The organism is Candidatus Woesebacteria bacterium (assembly GCA_016700095.1).
Classification (GTDB): Bacteria; Patescibacteriota; Microgenomatia; order UBA8517; family UBA8517.
On the sequence record CP065002.1, the window covers coordinates 353958 to 378032 of the forward strand.

The window sequence follows — 24075 nt, forward strand, 5'->3', positions numbered from 1 at the left end:
AAAATTAAAACACTTACGGCGCTCCTTCAGCCGGACCAAAGTATGCACTTCCAAAGTTCATTATTTGTCTTATTTGATCTTCTGACAGGACGTAGTTATAAATACGCACATCATCTATTTGCCCATCGAAATAATTTGTCCCGTCGTAGCCGATGAGAAAATTTGTTGCATTATTTGCACCTATTCCTGCGGTATCGGTACCTGTTAATATCCCATCTACGTAATATTTAGTTGTCGTATCGTTATTTGTCACTGCAATATGGTGCCATGAACCTGTTAGTACCTTGGCGGAAGCATCGTCTTCGGTTGTACTTCCGTTATACCAGTAAACGTCGCCGTCTGCATTTATGCCAAGTTCATATTGAGTGCCTTTGGATACAACTACATTGTCCGCTTCGTTGCCGCCGGTTTTTACCCACGCTGAAATACTAATGTTATTGGGAAGATCCAATACTTCGTCGTCGGTTATCGACACCAAGTCATCCGTATCGTCAAAATCCAAACTCGCATGATATTTTCCGGTCGTACCGTTATCCCACATCTCATCACCATTTCCGCTGCTACATGTTCCAACTCCGCCACTGTTTGTTCCGCTTCCTCCTTCGGTTATGGTTCCATTGTTGCCATTTCCACTTGCATCGTTGGCGGTTGATCCTTGGCATTCGTCCAGTCTCCACCAACCGACTGGCTTGCCTCGGTTGTAGTCGTAGGCTATTTGGGCTGGAGTACGAATGTAATTATAAAACTTTACTTCATCGATAAGCCCGTCGAAGTATTGCGACAATCCAAAACGACTTCTAAATCCAACTTCAAAGTCACCGCCATTGCTACCAAAGGTGTTGGTTATTGCGTGAGTCGAATCAAGTCGACCGTCAATGTAGATGTTTAGTGTAGTGTAGTTGTAAGTTGCAGCAACATGATACCATCTACCCGGTGCTAATACTGTTGTGGAGGATTTACTGCTGACAAAGTCTTCGAATTCTAGTGTTCCATCGGTTGCTACTGAGAATGTCCATTCGTCTCCTACACCGTTGACATATCCGACAATTGTCATTTCATCACTTCCGTTTATTGCGTCGATATTTATCCACGCTTGAGCTGTAAATGCGGCGACGTTGGTCGGATCTGTAGTTAAAGATATATATTGAGAACTGTCTCTTTCGAAATCAAGAGCGCTTCCATATTTGCCGGGCACCCAACTTCCTTCCGTAAAATTAGTGAGTGTTCCATGATATTGATTTGATCCCTTGTTGTAAGTTGTGGTAGTGCCGGTGTTTTCATCAAATGTGTAGTATACGACAGGAGTGGCATCCGCACCGTCTTCCAATTGGTCTTGTTCGTCATATCCGGTACCGAAATTGACCGCTGCATTTGCATTAACAATTAAGTTCATCTGGTCTTGGGTGAGTACGGAAGAAAATATCTGCACATCATCGAGAAGTCCGTCAAACGGTCCTGATGAAATATCGTTTGCATCGCCAATTACAAAAGTATCTGCTGTTGCTGAAGTCATGCTACTTTCTGCGGCGGTTGCTTCGAGACGGCCATTTAGGTATAGATTTATCGTGGTACCGTTATAAGTTAAAAACGCATGATACCAAGTATTGGGTGAAAGAACGGTTGTTCCTTCGACTGCATTGTTTGCGCCATCGTGCCAAAGCATGCCAAGTCTGTTGTTGTCTAAGCCTACTGTTAGCCGTGGATTATTTGCCGACCTTCTTTGTGTGACCATGTACTGTGTCAGATTTGCCGAATTACCCATACTTCCGGCATCGTGCGAATAAAACCACAAAGAGATACTTACATTTGAAGTCACGTTACTGGGGATAGTTGAATCGATCCAGTCGTTACTTCCATCAAATTCCATGGATGAATTTATTTTTCCTTCTGTATTCCATGTTGGGCAGTCGGACACACCAGCTTGAGGGCAGGCGACACCTGAACCTGCCAGATTACCATTGTAACTTCCAACAGCATCGTAGGAATAATCGCCGGACATTTCGTCGAAACGGTAACGGGCAATTTGGCTTCCTATTGGGGAACCGCCGATCGGATGTCCACCATTTAAATCTTCCACTATTTGTGAAGCAGTTCTTGCGTAATTATAAATTCTGATATCGTCAATTGTGCCTTCCAGGTAATTTGTATCAGCGGTTCTGCCTATTTCAAAATTACTGGCGTTTTCGGCAGTTGCCGTTGTTACCGCAACGTGTTGCCAGACACCTGCAGTAAGTGTCGTCCCTTGAACACCGTTTATGTAAATGGTTGGACCCGAAAGTCCAGTTGCACTTATTGTTCCACCGGATGCGGATATTAAATCGGTGGTGGATGTTAAATTGACGAAATATTCGGTAGTGGTTACCGGTTTTACCCAAAAAGCGACAGTGTTTACTTTGGTTGGGCCAGTTCCGATATCGATAAAATCAGCGCTGCCGTCTAGGTAAAGACCGGAGCCATAATTTCCCGGCACCCAAGAGTTTTCTGTGATACTTGTCAGCGTTCCGGTAAAACCATTTGCGGATTTATCACCAACTGAGGTTGTGCCCGTGTTTTCATCCAGAGGATAATAGGCAACAGGACCCGGTGCCCAGTTGTAGAGATTTTGAATGTCGGCAGGGGAAAGTGTGCGGTTATATATTCTAACATCGTCAATATGTCCGTCGAAATAATTTGCCGCAGAATCATCTGCTCCAATTACGGTTTCACCGGCATTATCGTTAATTGATGATGGTATTGTACCTGACTGTGTACTTGGTATTTCAACGCCGTTTGCATATATTTTTAGAGTTTGACTCTCTGCGTTGTAAGTACCGACGACGTGTGTGAAAATATTTGCCGTTATATCCAGCGCTGTAGTTGCCTGATAATTGCTGGCAGAATCAATGTACATTCGCACCTCGTTTCCTTCGAGAGCTAATAAATAACTGGTGTTTGTACCATCCCATTTTCCGACAATGTTTTGTGATCCGGTTGTGTCATCGGGATTAATCCAAGCGCTCAAAGTGAGACTACCTGTTACCGACAAATGTGCGCTGTCCGCAGCTTCAAAATACTGACTTGTTCCATTAAGTTCACCCGAATTACCAAATTTAGCCGCAGTAAAAGCTGTAGAGTTGTTATTAGTTAGAGTTGTCGAATTGCCACTTTTATCACTAGGATTTCCCGTCGTCTCATCCATCGGCCAGTAACCGACAAGTCCCTGGATTAGAAAGTCTTTGCTTTGTTGACCAAGTATTGCAATAGAACCACTTGCAGCCGTATTTTTGATTGCATCAGATTTAACTTGCTCCGATGTCCTCTCGTAGTTGTAGGCTTTGAAAGTATCAATAAAACCATGGTAATTGGCAGTGGTAGTACCACCAAGCAACAAATCACTACCGCCTTCGACAGCCGGAGTGGGGTTGATGGCAACCAGTGCTGAGTGTTGAGCGCTCAGTGTCCCCGTTGATCCAAAAGCACCTGGATTTTCACTTGATGCTTCGTATTCCCTCTGCGCAGACGACAAACGGACATGATTGGTGCTTGTGTTACTTGCCGCCGATTCGGCAGTTATAATACTTAAATAATCAGTTGGTGCTGTCAAAGTATTATCTGTTCGTCTTGTATTTGCCATTGCGAGCCACAATATTTTTGACGAACCCCAACCGGGATCGAGACTGGCAGGATCCAGGGTATTGGTTGATGCAAAGACACCGTCGATGGGATCAGAAGTATCGTGACCTGTAATCCGGTAGCTATTATGGGCTGAAGCTCTACCCGCTGCGGTTGTTATGTCGACGGTAGCTCCTTCCGAGCCGGCTGCTGTTTTCCAAAAGATTGTCGTTCTACCTGTTGAGTCACGGGTAGACAATGTGTTCCAGCCGCTTAGTGTGTGAGTGGTTGAGGTTGCCCCCGTCCGAAAGAAAATAACAAGTAAATCGCCAGAAGAGATGCCAGAAGGAAGTGATACGGTATGCGTTGTGGCTGAAGTTGATGTTGTTGCACTTATGTTGGTTGCTTGAACTATTGGATATGTTTCGGGAGATGCACCTTCTTCGGTTGGTGATCCCGATCCATTAATGCTTGTACCTCGAAGAATACCGTCGATGTAAATAGATATTTCATCATCGCCGTCATCGGTGTAACTCATAGAAATATGGTGCCAAGTATTTAATGCAATTGCGTCATCGATTGTCAAAGTCGCGCTATTACCGCTTAGGGAAAGTGATGCTTGGATATCGGTGACTCCCGAACTTGAGCCCGCAGCAAGTCTTAAATATGTTGCACTACCTTTGTAAAATAATTGACCGTTACTACTTTCTCCTAGTGAATTTGGTTTGTACCAACCTTGAACTGTGAACCCGTTTGTCAATTGATTGCCGAGATTTAGTGATTCGGAAGTGGTGATGGTTGCAACGTCATCCGTTCCATCAAACCAGATGCATTTGCCACTTACACACATGTCTTCATTTTGCCAAGTCGGCGCGGCGGTTGTGCTACCAAAAGCCGCGCTGTTTCTATTGACCGTTGAATCACAAGCGTCGCTTGTGCCGTCAAAACATGTGTTTGATACACCTTCGTCGAATTTCAAAAAGGCTACGGGTGTAGCTCCTTTCTCTTGAGTTCCCGCAGAAAGATATGTGGCTGGTGCGTTTTGATTACGATATTCGGTTGTGATCCAATCGGTTGAGCGATTGGTGTTGGAAAACCGAAGTTCATCTAAACGACCGGCAAAGTATGTATCTTCGTATGGATTATCACTTCTTCCAAGTAAAAAGCTCCCCGCTGAATTAGTAACATTTTGTCCGTTGTCGTCTGTCAGGTCTAATGCTCCATTATCGTAAATACTTATTGCGGTACCGTTTTTTACGATTGTAAAATAAACCCAAGCATTGCCGTCGAAGGTAAAATAATTACTCGGATGATCGGAGTCGTTCATAGAATAATTAATACGTCCATCGTCTAATACATCAATCCACCAACCGTCAGATGCATCCGATGTATTGGAATGTTGCATTACTCCGATATTTGTGTCTGTGGAATAAATCCATCCCGATAGTGTCATATTTCCTGTTCCAATATCAAAACTAGGGGAGTCGGCAATAGTAAAATAATCATTACTGCCATCCATATCCATTGCATTACCCACTTTCCCCGCGATTAAATCGGCAGTTGTCATGGTGCCGTTGGCATCGGCGTCGTTACTGTTTTCAGTTGAATCGCATAGTTCTTTAGTGCCACCTCCGCAGTCGCCGTCGGTTGTAATAGAAGGATCTTCTGACATATGCCAAACACCTTGGTAACTATTCGACCATACACCTTTAGGATTTTCTTGATTGGAGGCTCCGGGATTTCCGTAATAGATATATATTTCGGTATCGGCAGCATAAGCAAGAGTTGGAATTTTTACCCAGCTAACCAAAGTTCCACTCGAAAAGTATTCTATTTCATGATCTAATTTAGTGCCATCTGACGATGTAAAAAATATATCATCACCATCTGTTTGGGCTGCCGTTATATCTGCATCGGTTGTCAAACTGATAAGAACGGGAAAATTTGTTAAATCCGATGAACCACTCACCATCGCGTTATCAATCGTTATCGTTTTCCGATAAGCCCAATTTTCATCAAACCAAGCAGCCTGAGTATCTTTGGGTTTAATAAATTCCCAGATACGTATGGAAAACAAAATTAAAACTATACTAAGAAAAACAGCAAGTGCTTTGCGTCGATTCTTTCGAGTGTTAGACATCAGACGACCTATTGTTGTAACTACTTTTTTGATTAACGTATTGTTTCTCATACTACTCATTTAAAGCGTCAACTATCCACCAGTTGAATTCGATATCTTGGGTGAGAACTCCATCAATTCCAACTACAAATGTGTTGGTGCATTCATTTTCTCCACTTTCGTCTAGGTTGGAAATCTCCTTTTGCAAAAGATCGGAACCTTCACATATGAGTTTTCCTTTGACATACAGAACTTTGTTGAGAGTAGAGGATGTCGGGGTGATATAGATTAAACTATTTTGTGTTAGTTGTTTTGTTTTTATTTCGACAGAGTTTGTTCCTGCTAACACTATTGCAGATCCGATTGATGCACTTGACTCAGCTGATGCAACTTCAGGTACAGAAACTGTATCATTGTTTTCAACTGGTTGAGCGATGTCAGCATTTGATATAGTTAGTTTGTCTGTGGTAACTTCCTGTGCAGTTACTTGTCCTTCGACTTCTAAATTGCCTGCAATTGTGACGTTGCCTTCGGTATCAATATTAACCTTTCCTGCCATCAGATAAAGCGGTTGTGTTCCGGTTGCTTGAATCGAAAGGGGAGCATCAAGTGTGCTTATCGCGTTAACAGCATTTCCGGTTGATTCACTTATTGTTGCACTTATTACGATATCGTTTCCCAGCACCAACGATTTATTAATGGATAGACTTTCAACTGTCGCAAGCCCTGTTACATAAATATTTTCGACACCGAGATTGGAAATGGATACATCACCATCGGTATTTTCCATTTCCCAACCAAGTGAAGACTTCATCGTATTTTGGTCTTCCACGATATCCAAAAGTAGATTTTCGATTGATTCGATCGAAACCGAAGTATCGCTTGGGTCAACAACATCGTTGTCGATAGTTATACTTTCTTGATTGCTTGGTGAATTATTAGCAAGGTCGCTAGAGAGATTGACCGAATTATCGATAAATACAAGTATTGTTTCTGATGGATTAGCAGGATCCCACTTTTCAAGGGCACTTCCGATGGAATAACCAGTTTGATTTGCTTTCATTGCCATTCCAGGAACATCGGATGAGGCAAGTCTGTCTCCTTCGTGTATTTCATCCGAAGCAGGATCAATCTTGACGGGTACTCTGCCTGCCAGCGCAACCGGTAAAGCATAGTCAGCCCACTCAAGTACATCTTCGCCCATAATTTGATGTGCTTGCGAGGAAACGATACCGATAACTTTATCACCATATTTTTGATTGGATTTAGTTACCCCGAAGGTATTTTCATTTATGGGATTACCTATTTGCACAATATCTCCTGCCTGCGGGATATCTTCATTTCCGATTACAGGGTACCATTCTGCAAGATCGGCGGGATTAGGATTACATTCGACTAATTGATAAACGGGATCGCCGTTAACACTTGTCGACTGGAAACATAGGTTGCCTGAAGTTTCGGGAGTGTTGTCGGTTTGTTCGGCGATACTGCCAACATACGTATTGCCTTCATTATCCACCACAAATTTATTTTCACCGGAGGACAGAGCGGCAATTAGATTATCGGCATGTGTGTCAACAATTAGTTCACCATCAACATTGACGTTGCCATTTAATGATATATTCTGACTGGTTAAATCTAAGTTTGTATTATTTCCGGAAAGGAGAGTGTTGCCCGACCCGTCTTTAATTGTAATGTCACCTGATCCATCGAGCGCAATTAGGGTTTGCGGATCGTAATAGCCGGGATTAATAAATACTAATATTTGGCCGATTGAATCCGGATCGGCATTTTCATATCTGGCAAGAGCGGTCCCCAAAATCATTCCCGCTTGATTGGCTTTCGCGGCTACACCGGCGATAGAGCTTGTTGTAACCATATCTCCCGGTTCAATTGTTCCGTTTTGGCTGGACACATTTACCAGAATACGTCCGGAAAGTGCTACCGCCACTTCTTTGACACTCCGTGGATCATTTGCTTGCTTCCATCCGCCAAGAAGTACTCCTGGTTTAGTTGAAATTGCTCCGATTAATTTACTTCTATCTGTATTGGTAGCTTTCTTGACAAATTCTTCTTCAAATCTATCTGAATCCATACCTTGGGGTACAGGGTTAAAATCAAGAGATACGACGTCTCCTGCAACTATATTTATATCTGAGGTTGGGAAATTTTCTGCAATATCGTCAACAGTAAAACTAGACGAAATTCCATATACAGTTCCTGCACTTCTTGCCGCATCTATACAGTCGTCAGCCGTATTAAGAGTATCATCTGCGCAAATTGCTCCGTATGCCAGAAGTCCCGACCCGCCAATATTTGTAGCATCGGTAGCTCCAAGTACCACGTCAGCCGTGTCGGTTATTATTCCGACACTTGCTCCGTCATTGTTAAATACGAAATCTCCTGTGCCATATGTTTTCAGAGTTAAATTATTATTTTCAAAACTCTCTCCGGATTCTATTGTTAGTGGACCATAACTTTCTATCTTGCTTGTTGTTTGGTTGGTTAACACGATATCGTAAGCTATGGATACATCACCCGAAGCTGTAAAGGCATGTGGCAAGGCGGATGTGATCAAGGATTGGCTAACTGTAAATACATCACTTCCGTTATCTGACAGGGCCATTATATTTCCGATATTTCCATACTGTCCGACATTTAAGCTGAAAAGATCACCGGTTGCATATATTTCTGTAGAACCTGAAGGTGCCCATTCCAAGTCAATCAAGCTACCCGTTGTAAGTGTTGTTGATGTGGATTGTAAATAGATAGCATCACCTGAAGTCAGAGCGTCTGCAGATAAATCGATACCCTTTCCTTCCGTAATCGTGTCGGCATTTAAGCCTAATAGTTTTCCGGTTGTAATTCCACTACTTGCAGTTGTCAAATCAAATAAGGTGTCTGCCGCATCGGTTGAACCGTCAAAAGTCAGATAGGTATTTGTACCGTCACCGAGCGTGAATGCAGTTGTTGAGGTAGAGTCAAGATCGAGATAGTTATCAAGGTTTATTCCGCCACCCGTAAAGTTAAATTCGTCTGTGTCAAGATAACTTATGCTTCCCGAATTGGTTGCATCCGAGGCATAGAAGGTGAGTGTCGGATCATTTGTATCATTTGCTCCATCACCAATTCTTACAGTATTTGTACTTACATCTACCGAGAACGGAGCAACTAATGAGTCTGCACCGGTTATACCGATAGACAAATCTGTAGCTGCTGAACTTGGACTTAAAGTATTGGTTGTCAAAACCCATTCGGTACTGCCACCTGTGGCTACATCACCCCAATTAGTCCCATCAAAAACTTGCAATTTGTTATCGTCAGTATCCCAGGCCAGATATCCCTCACCGCCACCTGTTATGGCTGTTAGGGCTGTCGTTTGTGGAAGCTTTAGTCCTTGTGCGGTTGCGTCATTATGTATTATTGCCGACAAGTCAAGCAATGCTCCGTCTGCAAATGTAGCTGTGCTTGCAAAAGTTGCAACACCATCAATATCGAGCGTTCCGTCGACTTCTAAAATATCTTCAATATATAAATCATCATCACTTGATGCAGTTGTGGCAGTTCCACTATCACTTATCGCGTTATAAGCAGTTCCTGTGATTCCGCCTATATTAAATACGTTTGTGTTAGCAAACACGATTTGTCCACCGGCTGCCGTAAGGTTAACATCTGCTGCTGATGTTATGTTCACATCACCTGTTGTAGTTGTTGAGAGAGTGAGATTTCCGCTTGCCGCAGTAACGTTACTTGCACCTGTTCCATCAATCGAGAAGGTTCCTGTTGATAGCATATCGAATGTACCTGTGACATCAATATCTAGATTTGCGGCGGCGTTTATATCAATTAGTCCTGCAGAGGTGAGATCGAGTTCGCCTGAGGTAATTGTTGAAATTTGTAATTGTCCACCAGTTACACTCACGTTGCTTGCTAATGCTCCATCTATCGAGAAGGCTCCACCTGCATCTAAGGTTAGTGCATCATTTGCATCTATATCTATATCTCCGCCTGTACCTGTTGCATTTATGTCAATCGCGGCAGTACCTGTGCCATTACTATTTAGGCTTAGAGTTGCACTAGTTCCGCCACTAACAGTAAGTGCCAAAGCGTCAGCTGCAACTTCACTTGATATAATGTTAACTCCACCTGTACCTGTTACATCAATATCTTCAGTGCTTGCCGTTGTTATGTCTATTCCGCCGGTATCAGATGATATGACTATTGAATCGGCTACGTTTTCACCGCTTGAAAGAATTAAAGATCCAGCTGCGGAATCAAGAGTTAGGTCGCCAGCCGTTGTGCTCCAAACACTAGTTGCGTTTCCGGTAAGAGTTATTGCTTGTGAAGTACCGGCAATTACGGAAAGTGCTCCACCTGCAGGTCCCGTTATGGAAGCAGCTCCATCAGCATCCACAAAAGTAAGGTCTCCTGTTGTACCTATGTTTAAGTAATCAGTTTGGCCAAGTCTTGTAGTTCCATCATTAAGGAAAGTTGCAAAGGCAGTTCCATTATCTTCAATTGTGAAATCACCTGTCGTGGTTAGATCAAAGGCGAGTCCACTTGCATCATCAATCTCCATATTTACATCCACTGCAGTGAGGGAGAAAGCATATACATTGTCAAATGTAGGTTGTGCACCAGCTACTGTTGTCCATCCGCAGTTGGTTTCAGAAACATCGCAGACCAAATCATCTCCCCAGTACAGATCTCCCGATGCACTTCCTGCTGAAGCTGCATTGAAGCCAAAGACATTGTCAGTATCTGCATCATCATTAAGGCCTAAGGTGGTGCCATCAACAGACAAATTGCCTGTGATATTAACATCACCTACATTGGCATTATCTGTAATGGTCATTAGATCATTACCCGAGGTATCTTCAAAGGTTAGAGTACCTGTTGTACTTTCAAACATCCTTACTCCATCAAAGAGTAAAAAGTTTGCATCAAGGTCAAGTGCTGTAACAATATCAGTATCACTTAAATCAATACCTGTTGTTATCCCTCCTGCTTCACTTACAAAGGAGAGACCAGTTGCTACTGCCGTATCCGTATCTGAATTATCAAGGACAAGTAGAGCTTCGGTTGCCCCACTACTTGCTGCATTATCAATTACCAATCCGTTTTGAGTACCACTTGAGCTGGCATTGGTTAAAGTAAGGGTAGTGGAGTTGGCATTTGCTGTTCCACTAAGAGCCTGGTTTACTGCGAGTAAACTATCCGAATCAAGAGTAATTGTCAGGTCGTCGGTTCCAGCCGGTGTAAACCCTACATTACCTGTAAAGGTAAAATCATAGTCCTGGTTAACAGCAACATCATCTGCATTAACGGTAATGCCATTACCTGCTCCAACGGTAAAGGTGGTATCACCATCTGCACCGACAAGGACATTATCTGCTCCACCTGTAAGGCCACTTCCTGCAACTGCGTCACCTAGTAGCCTTACTGTAAAGTCAAGGTTTTCATCACCATCATCACCGTTAGTTAGATTGGTTAGTATATTGCCATCACTACTGGTGAACCTTAAGATGTTGGCATCCACAACAGAGTAGGTATCAGTATCATCATCGGCTATCGTCCAGGAAGAGAAAGCACTTACACTGGTTGTCCATCCGCAGTTGGTTTCAGAAACATCGCAGACCAAATCATCTCCCCAGTACAGATCTCCCGATGCACTTCCTGCTGAAGCTGCATTGAAGCTAAAGACATTGTCAGTATCTGCATCATCATTAAGGCCTAAGGTGGTGCCATCAACAGACAAATTGCCTGTGATATTAACATCACCCACATTGGCATTATCTGTAATGGTCATTAGATCATTACCCGAGGTATCTTCAAAGGTTAGAGTACCTGTTGTACTTTCAAACATCCTTACTCCATCAAAGAGTAAAAAGTTTGCATCAAGGTCAAGTGCTGTAACAATATCAGTATCACTTAAATCAATACCTGTTGTTATCCCTCCTGCTTCACTTACAAAGGAGAGACCAGTTGCTACTGCCGTATCCGTATCTGAATTATCAAGGACAAGTAGAGCTTCGGTTGCCCCACTACTTGCTGCATTATCAATTACCAATCCGTTTTGAGTACCACTTGAGCTGGCATTGGTTAAAGTAAAGGGTAGTGGAGTTGGCATTTGCTGTTCCACTAAGAGCCTGGTTTACTGCGAGTAAACTATCCGAATCAAGAGTAATTGTCAGGTCGTCGGTTCCAGCCGGTGTAAACCCTACATTACCTGTAAAGGTAAAATCATAGTCCTGGTTAACAGCAACATCATCTGCATTAACGGTAATGCCATTACCTGCTCCAACGGTAAAGGTGGTATCACCATCTGCACCGACAAGGACATTATCTGCTCCACCTGTAAGGCCACTTCCTGCAACTGCGTCACCTAGTAGCCTTACTGTAAAGTCAAGGTTTTCATCACCATCATCACCGTTAGTTAGATTGGTTAGTATATTGCCATCACTACTGGTGAACCTTAAGATGTTGGCATCCACAACAGAGTAGGTATCAGTATCATCATCGGCTATCGTCCAGGAAGAGAAAGCACTTACACTGGTTGTCCATCCGCAGTTGGTTTCAGAAACATCGCAGACCAAATCATCTCCCCAGTACAGATCTCCCGATGCACTTCCTGCTGAAGCTGCATTGAAGCTAAAGACATTGTCAGTATCTGCATCATCATTAAGGCCTAAGGTGGTGCCATCAACAGACAAATTGCCTGTGATATTAACATCACCCACATTGGCATTATCTGTAATGGTCATTAGATCATTACCCGAGGTATCTTCAAAGGTTAGAGTACCTGTTGTACTTTCAAACATCCTTACTCCATCAAAGAGTAAAAAGTTTGCATCAAGGTCAAGTGCTGTAACAATATCAGTATCACTTAAATCAATACCTGTTGTTATCCCTCCTGCTTCACTTACAAAGGAGAGACCAGTTGCTACTGCCGTATCCGTATCTGAATTATCAAGGACAAGTAGAGCTTCGGTTGCCCCACTACTTGCTGCATTATCAATTACCAATCCGTTTTGAGTACCACTTGAGCTGGCATTGGTTAAAGTAAGGGTAGTGGAGTTGGCATTTGCTGTTCCACTAAGAGCCTGGTTTACTGCGAGTAAACTATCCGAATCAAGAGTAATTGTCAGGTCGTCGGTTCCAGCCGGTGTAAACCCTACATTACCTGTAAAGGTAAAATCATAGTCCTGGTTAACAGCAACATCATCTGCATTAACGGTAATGCCATTACCTGCTCCAACGGTAAAGGTGGTATCACCATCTGCACCGACAAGGACATTATCTGCTCCACCTGTAAGGCCACTTCCTGCAACTGCGTCACCTAGTAGCCTTACTGTAAAGTCAAGGTTTTCATCACCATCATCACCGTTAGTTAGATTGGTTAGTATATTGCCATCACTACTGGTGAACCTTAAGATGTTGGCATCCACAACAGAGTAGGTATCAGTATCATCATCGGCTATCGTCCAGGAAGAGAAAGCACTTACACTGGTTGTCCATCCGCAGTTGGTTTCAGAAACATCGCAGACCAAATCATCTCCCCAGTACAGATCTCCCGATGCACTTCCTGCTGAAGCTGCATTGAAGCCAAAGACATTGTCAGTATCTGCATCATCATTAAGGCCTAAGGTGGTGCCATCAACAGACAAATTGCCTGTGATATTAACATCACCCACATTGGCATTATCTGTAATGGTCATTAGATCATTACCCGAGGTATCTTCAAAGGTTAGAGTACCTGTTGTACTTTCAAACATCCTTACTCCATCAAAGAGTAAAAAGTTTGCATCAAGGTCAAGTGCTGTAACAATATCAGTATCACTTAAATCAATACCTGTTGTTATCCCTCCTGCTTCACTTACAAAGGAGAGACCAGTTGCTACTGCCGTATCCGTATCTGAATTATCAAGGACAAGTAGAGCTTCGGTTGCCCCACTACTTGCTGCATTATCAATTACCAATCCGTTTTGAGTACCACTTGAGCTGGCATTGGTTAAAGTAAGGGTAGTGGAGTTGGCATTTGCTGTTCCACTAAGAGCCTGGTTTACTGCGAGTAAACTATCCGAATCAAGAGTAATTGTCAGGTCATCGGTTCCAGCCGGTGTAAACCCTACATTACCTGTAAAGGTAAAATCATAGTCCTGGTTAACAGCAACATCATCTGCATTAACGGTAATGCCATTACCTGCTCCAACGGTAAAGGTGGTATCACCATCTGCACCGACAAGGACATTATCTGCTCCACCTGTAAGGCCACTTCCTGCAACTGCGTCACCTAGTAGCCTTACTGTAAAGTCAAGGTTTTCATCACCATCATCACCGTTAGTTAGATTGGTTAGTATATTGCCATCACTACTGGTGAACCTTAAGATGTTGGCATCCACAACAGAGTAGGTATCAGTATCATCATCGGCTATCGTCCAGGAAGAGAAAGCACTTACACTGGTTGTCCATCCGCAGTTGGTTTCAGAAACATCGCAGACCAAATCATCTCCCCAGTACAGATCTCCCGATGCACTTCCTGCTGAAGCTGCATTGAAGCCAAAGACATTGTCAGTATCTGCATCATCATTAAGGCCTAAGGTGGTGCCATCAACAGACAAATTGCCTGTGATATTAACATCACCTACATTGGCATTATCTGTAATGGTCATTAGATCATTACCCGAGGTATCTTCAAAGGTTAGAGTACCTGTTGTACTTTCAAACATCCTTACTCCATCAAAGAGTAAAAAGTTTGCATCAAGGTCAAGTGCTGTAACAATATCAGTATCACTTAAATCAATACCTGTTGTTATCCCTCCTGCTTCACTTACAAAGGAGAGACCAGTTGCTACTGCCGTATCCGTATCTGAATTATCAAGGACAAGTAGAGCTTCGGTTGCCCCACTACTTGCTGCATTATCAATTACCAATCCGTTTTGAGTACCACTTGAGCTGGCATTGGTTAAAGTAAGGGTAGTGGAGTTGGCATTTGCTGTTCCACTAAGAGCCTGGTTTACTGCGAGTAAACTATCCGAATCAAGAGTAATTGTCAGGTCGTCGGTTCCAGCCGGTGTAAACCCTACATTACCTGTAAAGGTAAAATCATAGTCCTGGTTAACAGCAACATCATCTGCATTAACGGTAATGCCATTACCTGCTCCAACGGTAAAGGTGGTATCACCATCTGCACCGACAAGGACATTATCTGCTCCACCTGTAAGGCCACTTCCTGCAACTGCGTCACCTAGTAGCCTTACTGTAAAGTCAAGGTTTTCATCACCATCATCACCGTTAGTTAGATTGGTTAGTATATTGCCATCACTACTGGTGAACCTTAAGATGTTGGCATCCACAACAGAGTAGGTATCAGTATCATCATCGGCTATCGTCCAGGAAGAGAAAGCACTTACACTGGTTGTCCATCCGCAGTTGGTTTCAGAAACATCGCAGACCAAATCATCTCCCCAGTACAGATCTCCCGATGCACTTCCTGCTGAAGCTGCATTGAAGCTAAAGACATTGTCAGTATCTGCATCATCATTAAGGCCTAAGGTGGTGCCATCAACAGACAAATTGCCTGTGATATTAACATCACCCACATTGGCATTATCTGTAATGGTCATTAGATCATTACCCGAGGTATCTTCAAAGGTTAGAGTACCTGTTGTACTTTCAAACATCCTTACTCCATCAAAGAGTAAAAAGTTTGCATCAAGGTCAAGTGCTGTAACAATATCAGTATCACTTAAATCAATACCTGTTGTTATCCCTCCTGCTTCACTTACAAAGGAGAGACCAGTTGCTACTGCCGTATCCGTATCTGAATTATCAAGGACAAGTAGAGCTTCGGTTGCCCCACTACTTGCTGCATTATCAATTACCAATCCGTTTTGAGTACCACTTGAGCTGGCATTGGTTAAAGTAAGGGTAGTGGAGTTGGCATTTGCTGTTCCACTAAGAGCCTGGTTTACTGCGAGTAAACTATCCGAATCAAGAGTAATTGTCAGGTCGTCGGTTCCAGCCGGTGTAAACCCTACATTACCTGTAAAGGTAAAATCATAGTCCTGGTTAACAGCAACATCATCTGCATTAACGGTAATGCCATTACCTGCTCCAACGGTAAAGGTGGTATCACCATCTGCACCGACAAGGACATTATCTGCTCCACCTGTAAGGCCACTTCCTGCAACTGCGTCACCTAGTAGCCTTACTGTAAAGTCAAGGTTTTCATCACCATCATCACCGTTAGTTAGATTGGTTAGTATATTGCCATCACTACTGGTGAACCTTAAGATGTTGGCATCCACAACAGAGTAGGTATCAGTATCATCATCGGCTATCGTCCAGGAAGAGAAAGCACTTACACTGGTTGTCCATCCGCAGTTGGTTTCAGAAACATCGCAGACCAAATCATCTCCCCAGTACAGATCTCCCGATGCACTTCCTGCTGAAGCTGCATTGAAGCTAAAGACATTGTCAGTATCTGCATCATCATTAAGGCCTAAGGTGGTGCCATCAACAGACAAATTGCCTGTGATATTAACATCACCCACATTGGCATTATCTGTAATGGTCATTAGATCATTACCCGAGGTATCTTCAAAGGTTAGAGTACCTGTTGTACTTTCAAACATCCTTACTCCATCAAAGAGTAAAAAGTTTGCATCAAGGTCAAGTGCTGTAACAATATCAGTATCACTTAAATCAATACCTGTTGTTATCCCTCCTGCTTCACTTACAAAGGAGAGACCAGTTGCTACTGCCGTATCCGTATCTGAATTATCAAGGACAAGTAGAGCTTCGGTTGCCCCACTACTTGCTGCATTATCAATTACCAATCCGTTTTGAGTACCACTTGAGCTGGCATTGGTTAAAGTAAGGGTAGTGGAGTTGGCATTTGCTGTTCCACTAAGAGCCTGGTTTACTGCGAGTAAACTATCCGAATCAAGAGTAATTGTCAGGTCGTCGGTTCCAGCCGGTGTAAACCCTACATTACCTGTAAAGGTAAAATCATAGTCCTGGTTAACAGCAACATCATCTGCATTAACGGTAATGCCATTACCTGCTCCAACGGTAAAGGTGGTATCACCATCTGCACCGACAAGGACATTATCTGCTCCACCTGTAAGGCCACTTCCTGCAACTGCGTCACCTAGTAGCCTTACTGTAAAGTCAAGGTTTTCATCACCATCATCACCGTTAGTTAGATTGGTTAGTATATTGCCATCACTACTGGTGAACCTTAAGATGTTGGCATCCACAACAGAGTAGGTATCAGTATCATCATCGGCTATCGTCCAGGAAGAGAAAGCACTTACACTGGTTGTCCATCCGCAGTTGGTTTCAGAAACATCGCAGACCAAATCATCTCCCCAGTACAGATCTCCCGATGCACTTCCTGCTGAAGCTGCATTGAAGCTAAAGACATTGTCAGTATCTGCATCACTGTTTAGGCCGAGAGTGTTTCCGTCAATAGCAACATTACCCGAGAAGGTGGTGAGGGCAACATTTACATCAAGATCGTTATCGCCAAAGTCCAGTGAGGGATCGGTGGCACCTGAGGTATTAAATGTCCATGTAAAATCTGAGCCTGCTCCAAATGTAGAGCCGGCGATTTCTGTAGTATCCAAATTAAGAGTAATTGTGTCTGTTGTATCACTAACATCAGTATTGATACCGTTTGTACCACCTTGGATTATAAGGGTTTCTCCAGAACCAATCGACCTTGTATCACTATCGTCACCATCAATGTTCCAACCGGTATAACCGCCTGAGCCGGCAGACACATCGATCCACGAAAGAACCCCGTTACTATTTGTAGAAAGAACTTGTTGATTTCCACCGTCCGCTGTGGGTAATGTATAAATTACATTACCAGCTAATACATCGGGTGCCTTGAAACCCGTGTAGTTATCTCCGTTTGCTTCCAATTCTTGAAACCTTACTTCACCGGTATTTCCCGCAGACGCTCCAAAGGGATTTAGATTGAGGGCTGAAGCCGAAACGTCTATAAACAAGGGCGCTTCGCCATCTGATCCGCCGATTGCCAAATCATAAGCAGTTTCTGTTAAGTAAGTTACGTCAGGAGTGGGGGTGGTGTTCACCGACCATTTTGATGAACCGGATGAAGCTGTCCATCCGCAGTTGGTTTCAGAAACATCGCAGACCAAATCATCTCCCCAGTACAGATCTCCCGATGCACTTCCTGCTGAAGCTGCATTGAAGCTAAAGACATTGTCAGTATCTGCATCATCATTAAGGCCTAAGGTGGTGCCATCAACAGACAAATTGCCTGTGATATTAACATCACCCACATTGGCATTATCTGTAATGGTCATTAGATCATTACCTGAGGTATCTTCAAAGGTTAGAGTACCTGTTGTACTTTCAAACATCCTTACTCCATCAAAGAGTAAAAAGTTTGCATCAAGGTCAAGTGCTGTAACAATATCAGTATCACTTAAATCAATACCTGTTGTTATCCCTCCTGCTTCACTTACAAAGGAGAGACCAGTTGCTACTGCCGTATCCGTATCTGAATTATCAAGGACAAGTAGAGCTTCGGTTGCCCCACTACTTGCTGCATTATCAATTACCAATCCGTTTTGAGTACCACTTGAGCTGGCATTGGTTAAAGTAAGGGTAGTGGAGTTGGCATTTGCTGTTCCACTAAGAGCCTGGTTTACTGCGAGTAAACTATCCGAATCAAGAGTAATTGTCAGGTCGTCGGTTCCAGCCGGTGTAAACCCTACATTACCTGTAAAGGTAAAATCATAGTCCTGGTTAACAGCAACATCATCTGCATTAACGGTAATGCCATTACCTGCTCCAACGGTAAAGGTGGTATCACCATCTGCACCGACAAGGACATTATCTGCTCCACCTGTAAGGCCACTTCCTGCAACTGCGTCACCTAGTAGCCTTACTGTAAAGTCAAGGTTTTCATCACCATCATCACCGTTAGTTAGATTGGTTAGTATATTGCCATCACTACTGGTGAACCTTAAGATGTTGGCATCCACAACAGAGTAGGTATCAGTATCATCATCGGCTATCGTCCAGGAAGAGAAAGCACTTACACTGGTTGTCCATCCGCAGTTGGTTTCAGAAACATCGCAGACCAAATCATCTCCCCAGTACAGATCTCCCGATGCACTTCCTGCTGAAGCTGCGTTAAAGCCAAAGACATTGTCAGTATCTGCATCACTGTTTAGGCCGAGAGTGTTTCCGTATGCTTCGAAAGTTCCATCTACCTGCATATTGCCTGCGGAAGTAAGACTAAGTACTTCAGTTGTCCCGTTAGTGAATGTTAAATCATTATCTGTAGCAACTGATGTAAGTGTCCATGTATCAGCTATATCGTCGCCTTCATCGGCATCGAGAATAAATGTTGCATCTTCCGCCTCATTACCCTTTATATCAAACAACGCTTCCGGATTAGAATTATTAATTCCGACATTACCATCAGCATCAGCAAATATAGTGTAATCAGTAGTATCAGGATCTCTTCTAATTGCAAAAATACCTCCGAAGTCCTCACCGTTGTAATCTATGAGAAAACTACCTTTTCCATGGAATGTATCGTCTGTGGGTTCGCTGACAAATTGCGCCAATTTAGCACCCGTGGAATCATGAAACTCAATACCTAAATAATTTGCTCCTGTTGATGCAGTTGTACTTATTATGATATTACTTGTATCACTGTCAACTACATGTAAGTCGCCACTTGGTGTTCTCGTTCCAATGCCTACATTTCCACCGGGATTAAAAGTAAGATCAACACTTCCATTTGTAGTTAAATCGATGGCTGTTGCTGAATCCTCGTCGAAATCAAAGGTCAACGTATTTGTACCATCTGCAAGTGACACTTCTGAATTAATTGAATTTGATATTGTTTCATCGTTTTGCAAGGTAATATTTCCACCTTGGATATCAATCGCTCCCGTAAAATTAAAATTGTTTGTGGTAGCTAATATTGTATTGTCACCAAATCCGAGTGATGTGTCGACACCGCCTGAAGCATTATATGTCCAGGTTATAGCTGATCCGCTTCCGAAAGTTGTGGTTCCAATCTCCGTTGTATCAAGGTTTATCGTCACTGTGTCAACAGTACTATCAACAGTATCTATTCCATTCGTTCCTCCGATGATACTTAAAGTGTTGCTGTCTGCTATTTCCTGGCCACCACCAGAATCACCGGCAACCGTAAACGAAGAGAAAGCACTTACACTGGTTGTCCATCCGCAGTTGGTTTCAGAAACATCGCAGACCAAATCATCTCCCCAGTACAGATCTCCCGATGCACTTCCTGCTGAAGCTGCATTGAAGCCAAAGACATTGTCAGTATCTGCATCATCATTAAGGCCTAAGGTGGTGCCATCAACAGACAAATTGCCTGTGATATTAACATCACCCACATTGGCATTATCTGTAATGGTCATTAGATCATTACCCGAGGTATCTTCAAAGGTTAGAGTACCTGTTGTACTTTCAAACATCCTTACTCCATCAAAGAGTAAAAAGTTTGCATCAAGGTCAAGTGCTGTAACAATATCAGTATCACTTAAATCAATACCTGTTGTTATCCCTCCTGCTTCACTTACAAAGGAGAGACCAGTTGCTACTGCCGTATCCGTATCTGAATTATCAAGGACAAGTAGAGCTTCGGTTGCCCCACTACTTGCTGCATTATCAATTACCAATCCGTTTTGAGTACCACTTGAGCTGGCATTGGTTAAAGTAAGGGTAGTGGAGTTGGCATTTGCTGTTCCACTAAGAGCCTGGTTTACTGCGAGTAAACTATCCGAATCAAGAGTAATTGTCAGGTCATCGGTTCCAGCCGGTGTAAACCCTACATTACCTGTAAAGGTAAAATCATAGTCCTGGTTAACAGCAACATCATCTGCATTAACGGTAATGCCATTACCTGCTCCAACGGTAAAGGTGGTATCACCATCTGCACCGACAAGGACATTATCTGCTCCACCTGTAAGGCCACTTCCTGCAACTGCGTCACCTAGTAGCCTTACTGTAAAGTCAAGGTTTTCATCACCATCATCACCGTTAGTTAGATTGGTTAGTATATTGCCATCACTACTGGTGAACCTTAAGATGTTGGCATCCACAACAGAGTAGGTATCAGTATCATCATCGGCTATCGTCCAGGAAGAGAAAGCACTTACACTGGTTGTCCATCCGCAGTTGGTTTCAGAAACATCGCAGACCAAATCATCTCCCCAGTACAGATCTCCCGATGCACTTCCTGCTGAAGCTGCATTGAAGCCAAAGACATTGTCAGTATCTGCATCACTGTTTAGGCCGAGGGTGGTTCCGTATACAGAAAGGGTTGAAGTAAAGACTCCCGAACCGTTTACGGTGAATAGATTGTCAGCAAATGAGAGAAGATCTAAATCTGAACTTAATCCAATATTTGTACCATCAACCGTTAAAGAATCAATATTTAACTGAGTTCCTGTTATAACCCCTGCTGTTGTGATAGTCGCATTTGTTCCACCGACAGTAAAAGAAGCGTTTGTAACGTCGAGGCCGTTTTCGGCATCTACGTTACCTGAAAAACTAACTTGACCGGTTGAATTAAAATCAAGCGCGCCTGTACCAAGCGTTGATAGTGTCAAAGCACCAAGATCAATACTTGTAGCACTATCAAGAGAAAGAGTATCCGACAGTTCAGTGAAATTTAAGATATCATCGGCGATTGTTACGTTGGCTTCGTTGGCAGGGGAAGCTGTGACTGAGAAATCGGATGAAAAATCTATAGTATCCACGTTTACACCTACAGTGCTGTCATTGTTTTCTATATTGACGATTGCAAATGCTGCACCGGAATCAGTTGAACACTCCCATGAGTCGTTTGCCTCATTCCATTTTAGAACTTCACCATTTGCACATCCTTGCAGTAATCCAATTCCTCCGGCAAATACTTCCAGTCCAGATCCATTACTTACAGTTGAAGAAAGTCCATTTGTGGCTGTAATAGTTTGTATGGTCAACGCATTCGCACTAAGCGTCAAACCATCACCGGTGAAATCTGAAATAGTTTCCGAGTTAATAGTGATATCTCCTGCGATTTCTAGATTTCCACTATTATCTACGTCAAACAAATTATTACCCAGACTGTCCTCAAAAACGACCAGATCGCTTGATTGGGTACTATTGCCTTGTACAAGTAATTGAATTTCGTTAGAATCGCCGTCGATCGCTAATTTTGACGATAGGGAAGAATTGCCACCAATAATTACTTCGTCTGTTGTATTGTTTAAATAAATGAAACCGGTTTGTTGTGACCATTTTGAACTTCCGGCGCCAATCGCGGCATCCAAGTCATCAAGCACATCTTGGACATTTGTGCCTGAAGAATTAGCGAATTCAGCAAAAACTCCCACAAGTGAAGCGCCTGACATGTCTTCGTCTGATCCGGTATCGTTCAAACCGATTAAACCAATAGTTACATCTTGTCCTGAAGCAATTGTAACTCCACCGACATCGGTGGTTATGCTGTCTGCAGTCAGGCTGTCTTGGATATCCACATTGCCTCCGGCGTTTATTGTTAACGTGGCTCCGTCGGCGGTAATCATATCTCCATTTACCGCAAGATTACCGGTGATCGTCAAATCTCCGGCACTCTCATCAAAAAACAAAGCGGCGGTCGAATCGAGACCACCTATTGCAAAGTCATCTGTGAGACTTGTAAGGTAAGTAACTGTACCTGCGTCAGTAAAAAGGGAACTGGTTCCGGTTTTATCCTCTGCCCATGTAAATGTGCCTGTTGCGGAATTGTATGTTAGCACCTGATTGTCGGATGGGGTATTGGTTACCGACAGATGTCTGACAGTTATAGCTTCATCAGATATTTCGGATGATTCGACAGTATCACCTATAACAGTTTCCAGAACATTATTAATTACTTGTAAGCCTGTACCTGTAAAATCGGCGATTGTATCTTGAGATAGCGTAAGTGAAGCTCCAATTTCTAACTCCCCAGAAACAAAAAAATCGCCGTTGGCGAGGTCTATTGTTGGAATTCCTGTACCTATAGTGACACCTCCACCTCCTGGATCGATAATTATGTCACTAACCGATGTAATTGTATTGCCGGATAGATTCAATACTCCACCGATATCTAAGTTGCCATCAACACTGGCATCATTTTTTAAATTTGTTTTTACATAAACATTGAAAGACTGATCTGCGATAGATTGACTAGTCAAAGCTAGTACTTTGCTTTCTTTGTTTATGCTTTGTTTATCCATGCTTGCAATACGCACGGGGAAAACCCTTGTCATTGTTTCGTTTATGTTTTTCTTTACCGCATTTGGAGTGATATGGCTTATTATTTTTATAGAGCTTAATGTAAGAAGTAATACTCCGGCTAAATATAACATTTTTTTAATCACTCTTTTTTGGTCAATTTGTAGGCTTGAATATATTTGAGGCGATGCAAGAGTTGACGTTCTTGAAGCCATTGGGATATATGAATTAACAATTCGCAATTTTTTGTTCTTCTTTGGCTTAATTGATAAAAGCTGAGCTTTTGAATAGCGTCTATGTTTTCCTGAAGTACGGGTGGGAATAAGTATGTTTCGTTGTTCCCACCTCCTTAAAGTTTTTTGAGAAACTTTTAGAAACTTAGCGGCTTCTTGGATTGTTAAATCAGATGAAAATTTAGAATCGGGCAGTGTCATGATAATTTTTATACTATGAGATAATATTTATTTTTGTTATTTATAATTAATAAAACTTAGACAAATATATGTATATATAGCTTTAAATGTCTATATTTATTAAGACAGATAAGTAAATTATTGTCAAGCCTAAAGTGTCTACTAAAAATAGGATAATATAAACCGCAAAATACATACAGAAAATACGTGATGACATTTGATGTATTTAGTAAGTATTGGATGAGGTGTTTTTAAAGGTTTTTATCAAAAATACTACATCTAACCAATAATTTAGTGCTGACATATCTTAGAAATCAAATTAGAGAACACTAAGATAGTGCGTGAATTAAAAATGCATATATAATTATTATGTTAAAAATAGGCATAAAAGGAGAGGTTTATTAACAATTAATTATATAAAACGCATAATATAAGCACAATAAACGCAGTTATTGCCAGACTTTATGTAATGCGGTAATTATATTGCAGGCACATTATTATTTATTTAGATATATATACCGCGGATATTGCAGTAATAATATATATCGTGAAATACTTCTCTGCCTCATACGGTAATTTGTATATACACGACATAATAAATAGAATATAGGATATTATAAGGCTAATATTATAAATATTTTAGTATGCGGAAATATTATTTTATAGTATTGATTGAAAATA

General features: G+C 42.4%; 3 protein-coding genes. All 3 read right to left on the reverse strand.

Going from position 1 to position 24075, the window contains the following annotated elements; translation table 11 throughout:
- Positions 1 to 13: 13 nt before the first annotated feature.
- The 3 genes from IPM62_01730 to IPM62_01740 are packed head-to-tail and all read right to left on the reverse strand — an operon-like array spanning position 14 to position 23415.
- Positions 14 to 5782, reverse strand: coding sequence for a DUF2341 domain-containing protein (locus IPM62_01730; GenBank protein QQS39311.1), 5769 nt, complete (start codon positions 5780 to 5782; stop codon positions 14 to 16).
- A 1-nt stretch (position 5783) separates the two neighbouring features.
- On the reverse strand, positions 5784 to 11840 hold the full coding sequence (locus IPM62_01735) for a hypothetical protein (GenBank protein QQS39312.1): 6057 nt from the start codon (positions 11838 to 11840) through the stop codon (positions 5784 to 5786).
- Positions 11770 to 23415: a MerR family DNA-binding transcriptional regulator gene (locus IPM62_01740; GenBank protein ID QQS39313.1), complete on the reverse strand. Its 11646-nt coding sequence runs from the start codon at positions 23413 to 23415 to the stop codon at positions 11770 to 11772. Before IPM62_01740 ends, IPM62_01735 begins: the two co-directional genes overlap by 71 nt.
- Between the last annotated feature and the right edge of the window lie 660 nt (positions 23416 to 24075).

Excerpts from the sequence above, each read along its gene's own strand:
- IPM62_01730 (QQS39311.1), bottom strand. The coding sequence starts at position 5,782 with ATGAGAAACAATACGTTAATCAAAAAAGTAGTTACAACAATAGGTCGT.
- IPM62_01735 (QQS39312.1), bottom strand. The coding sequence starts at position 11,840 with ATGCCAACTCCACTACCCTTTACTTTAACCAATGCCAGCTCAAGTGGT.
- IPM62_01740 (QQS39313.1), bottom strand. The coding sequence starts at position 23,415 with ATGACACTGCCCGATTCTAAATTTTCATCTGATTTAACAATCCAAGAA.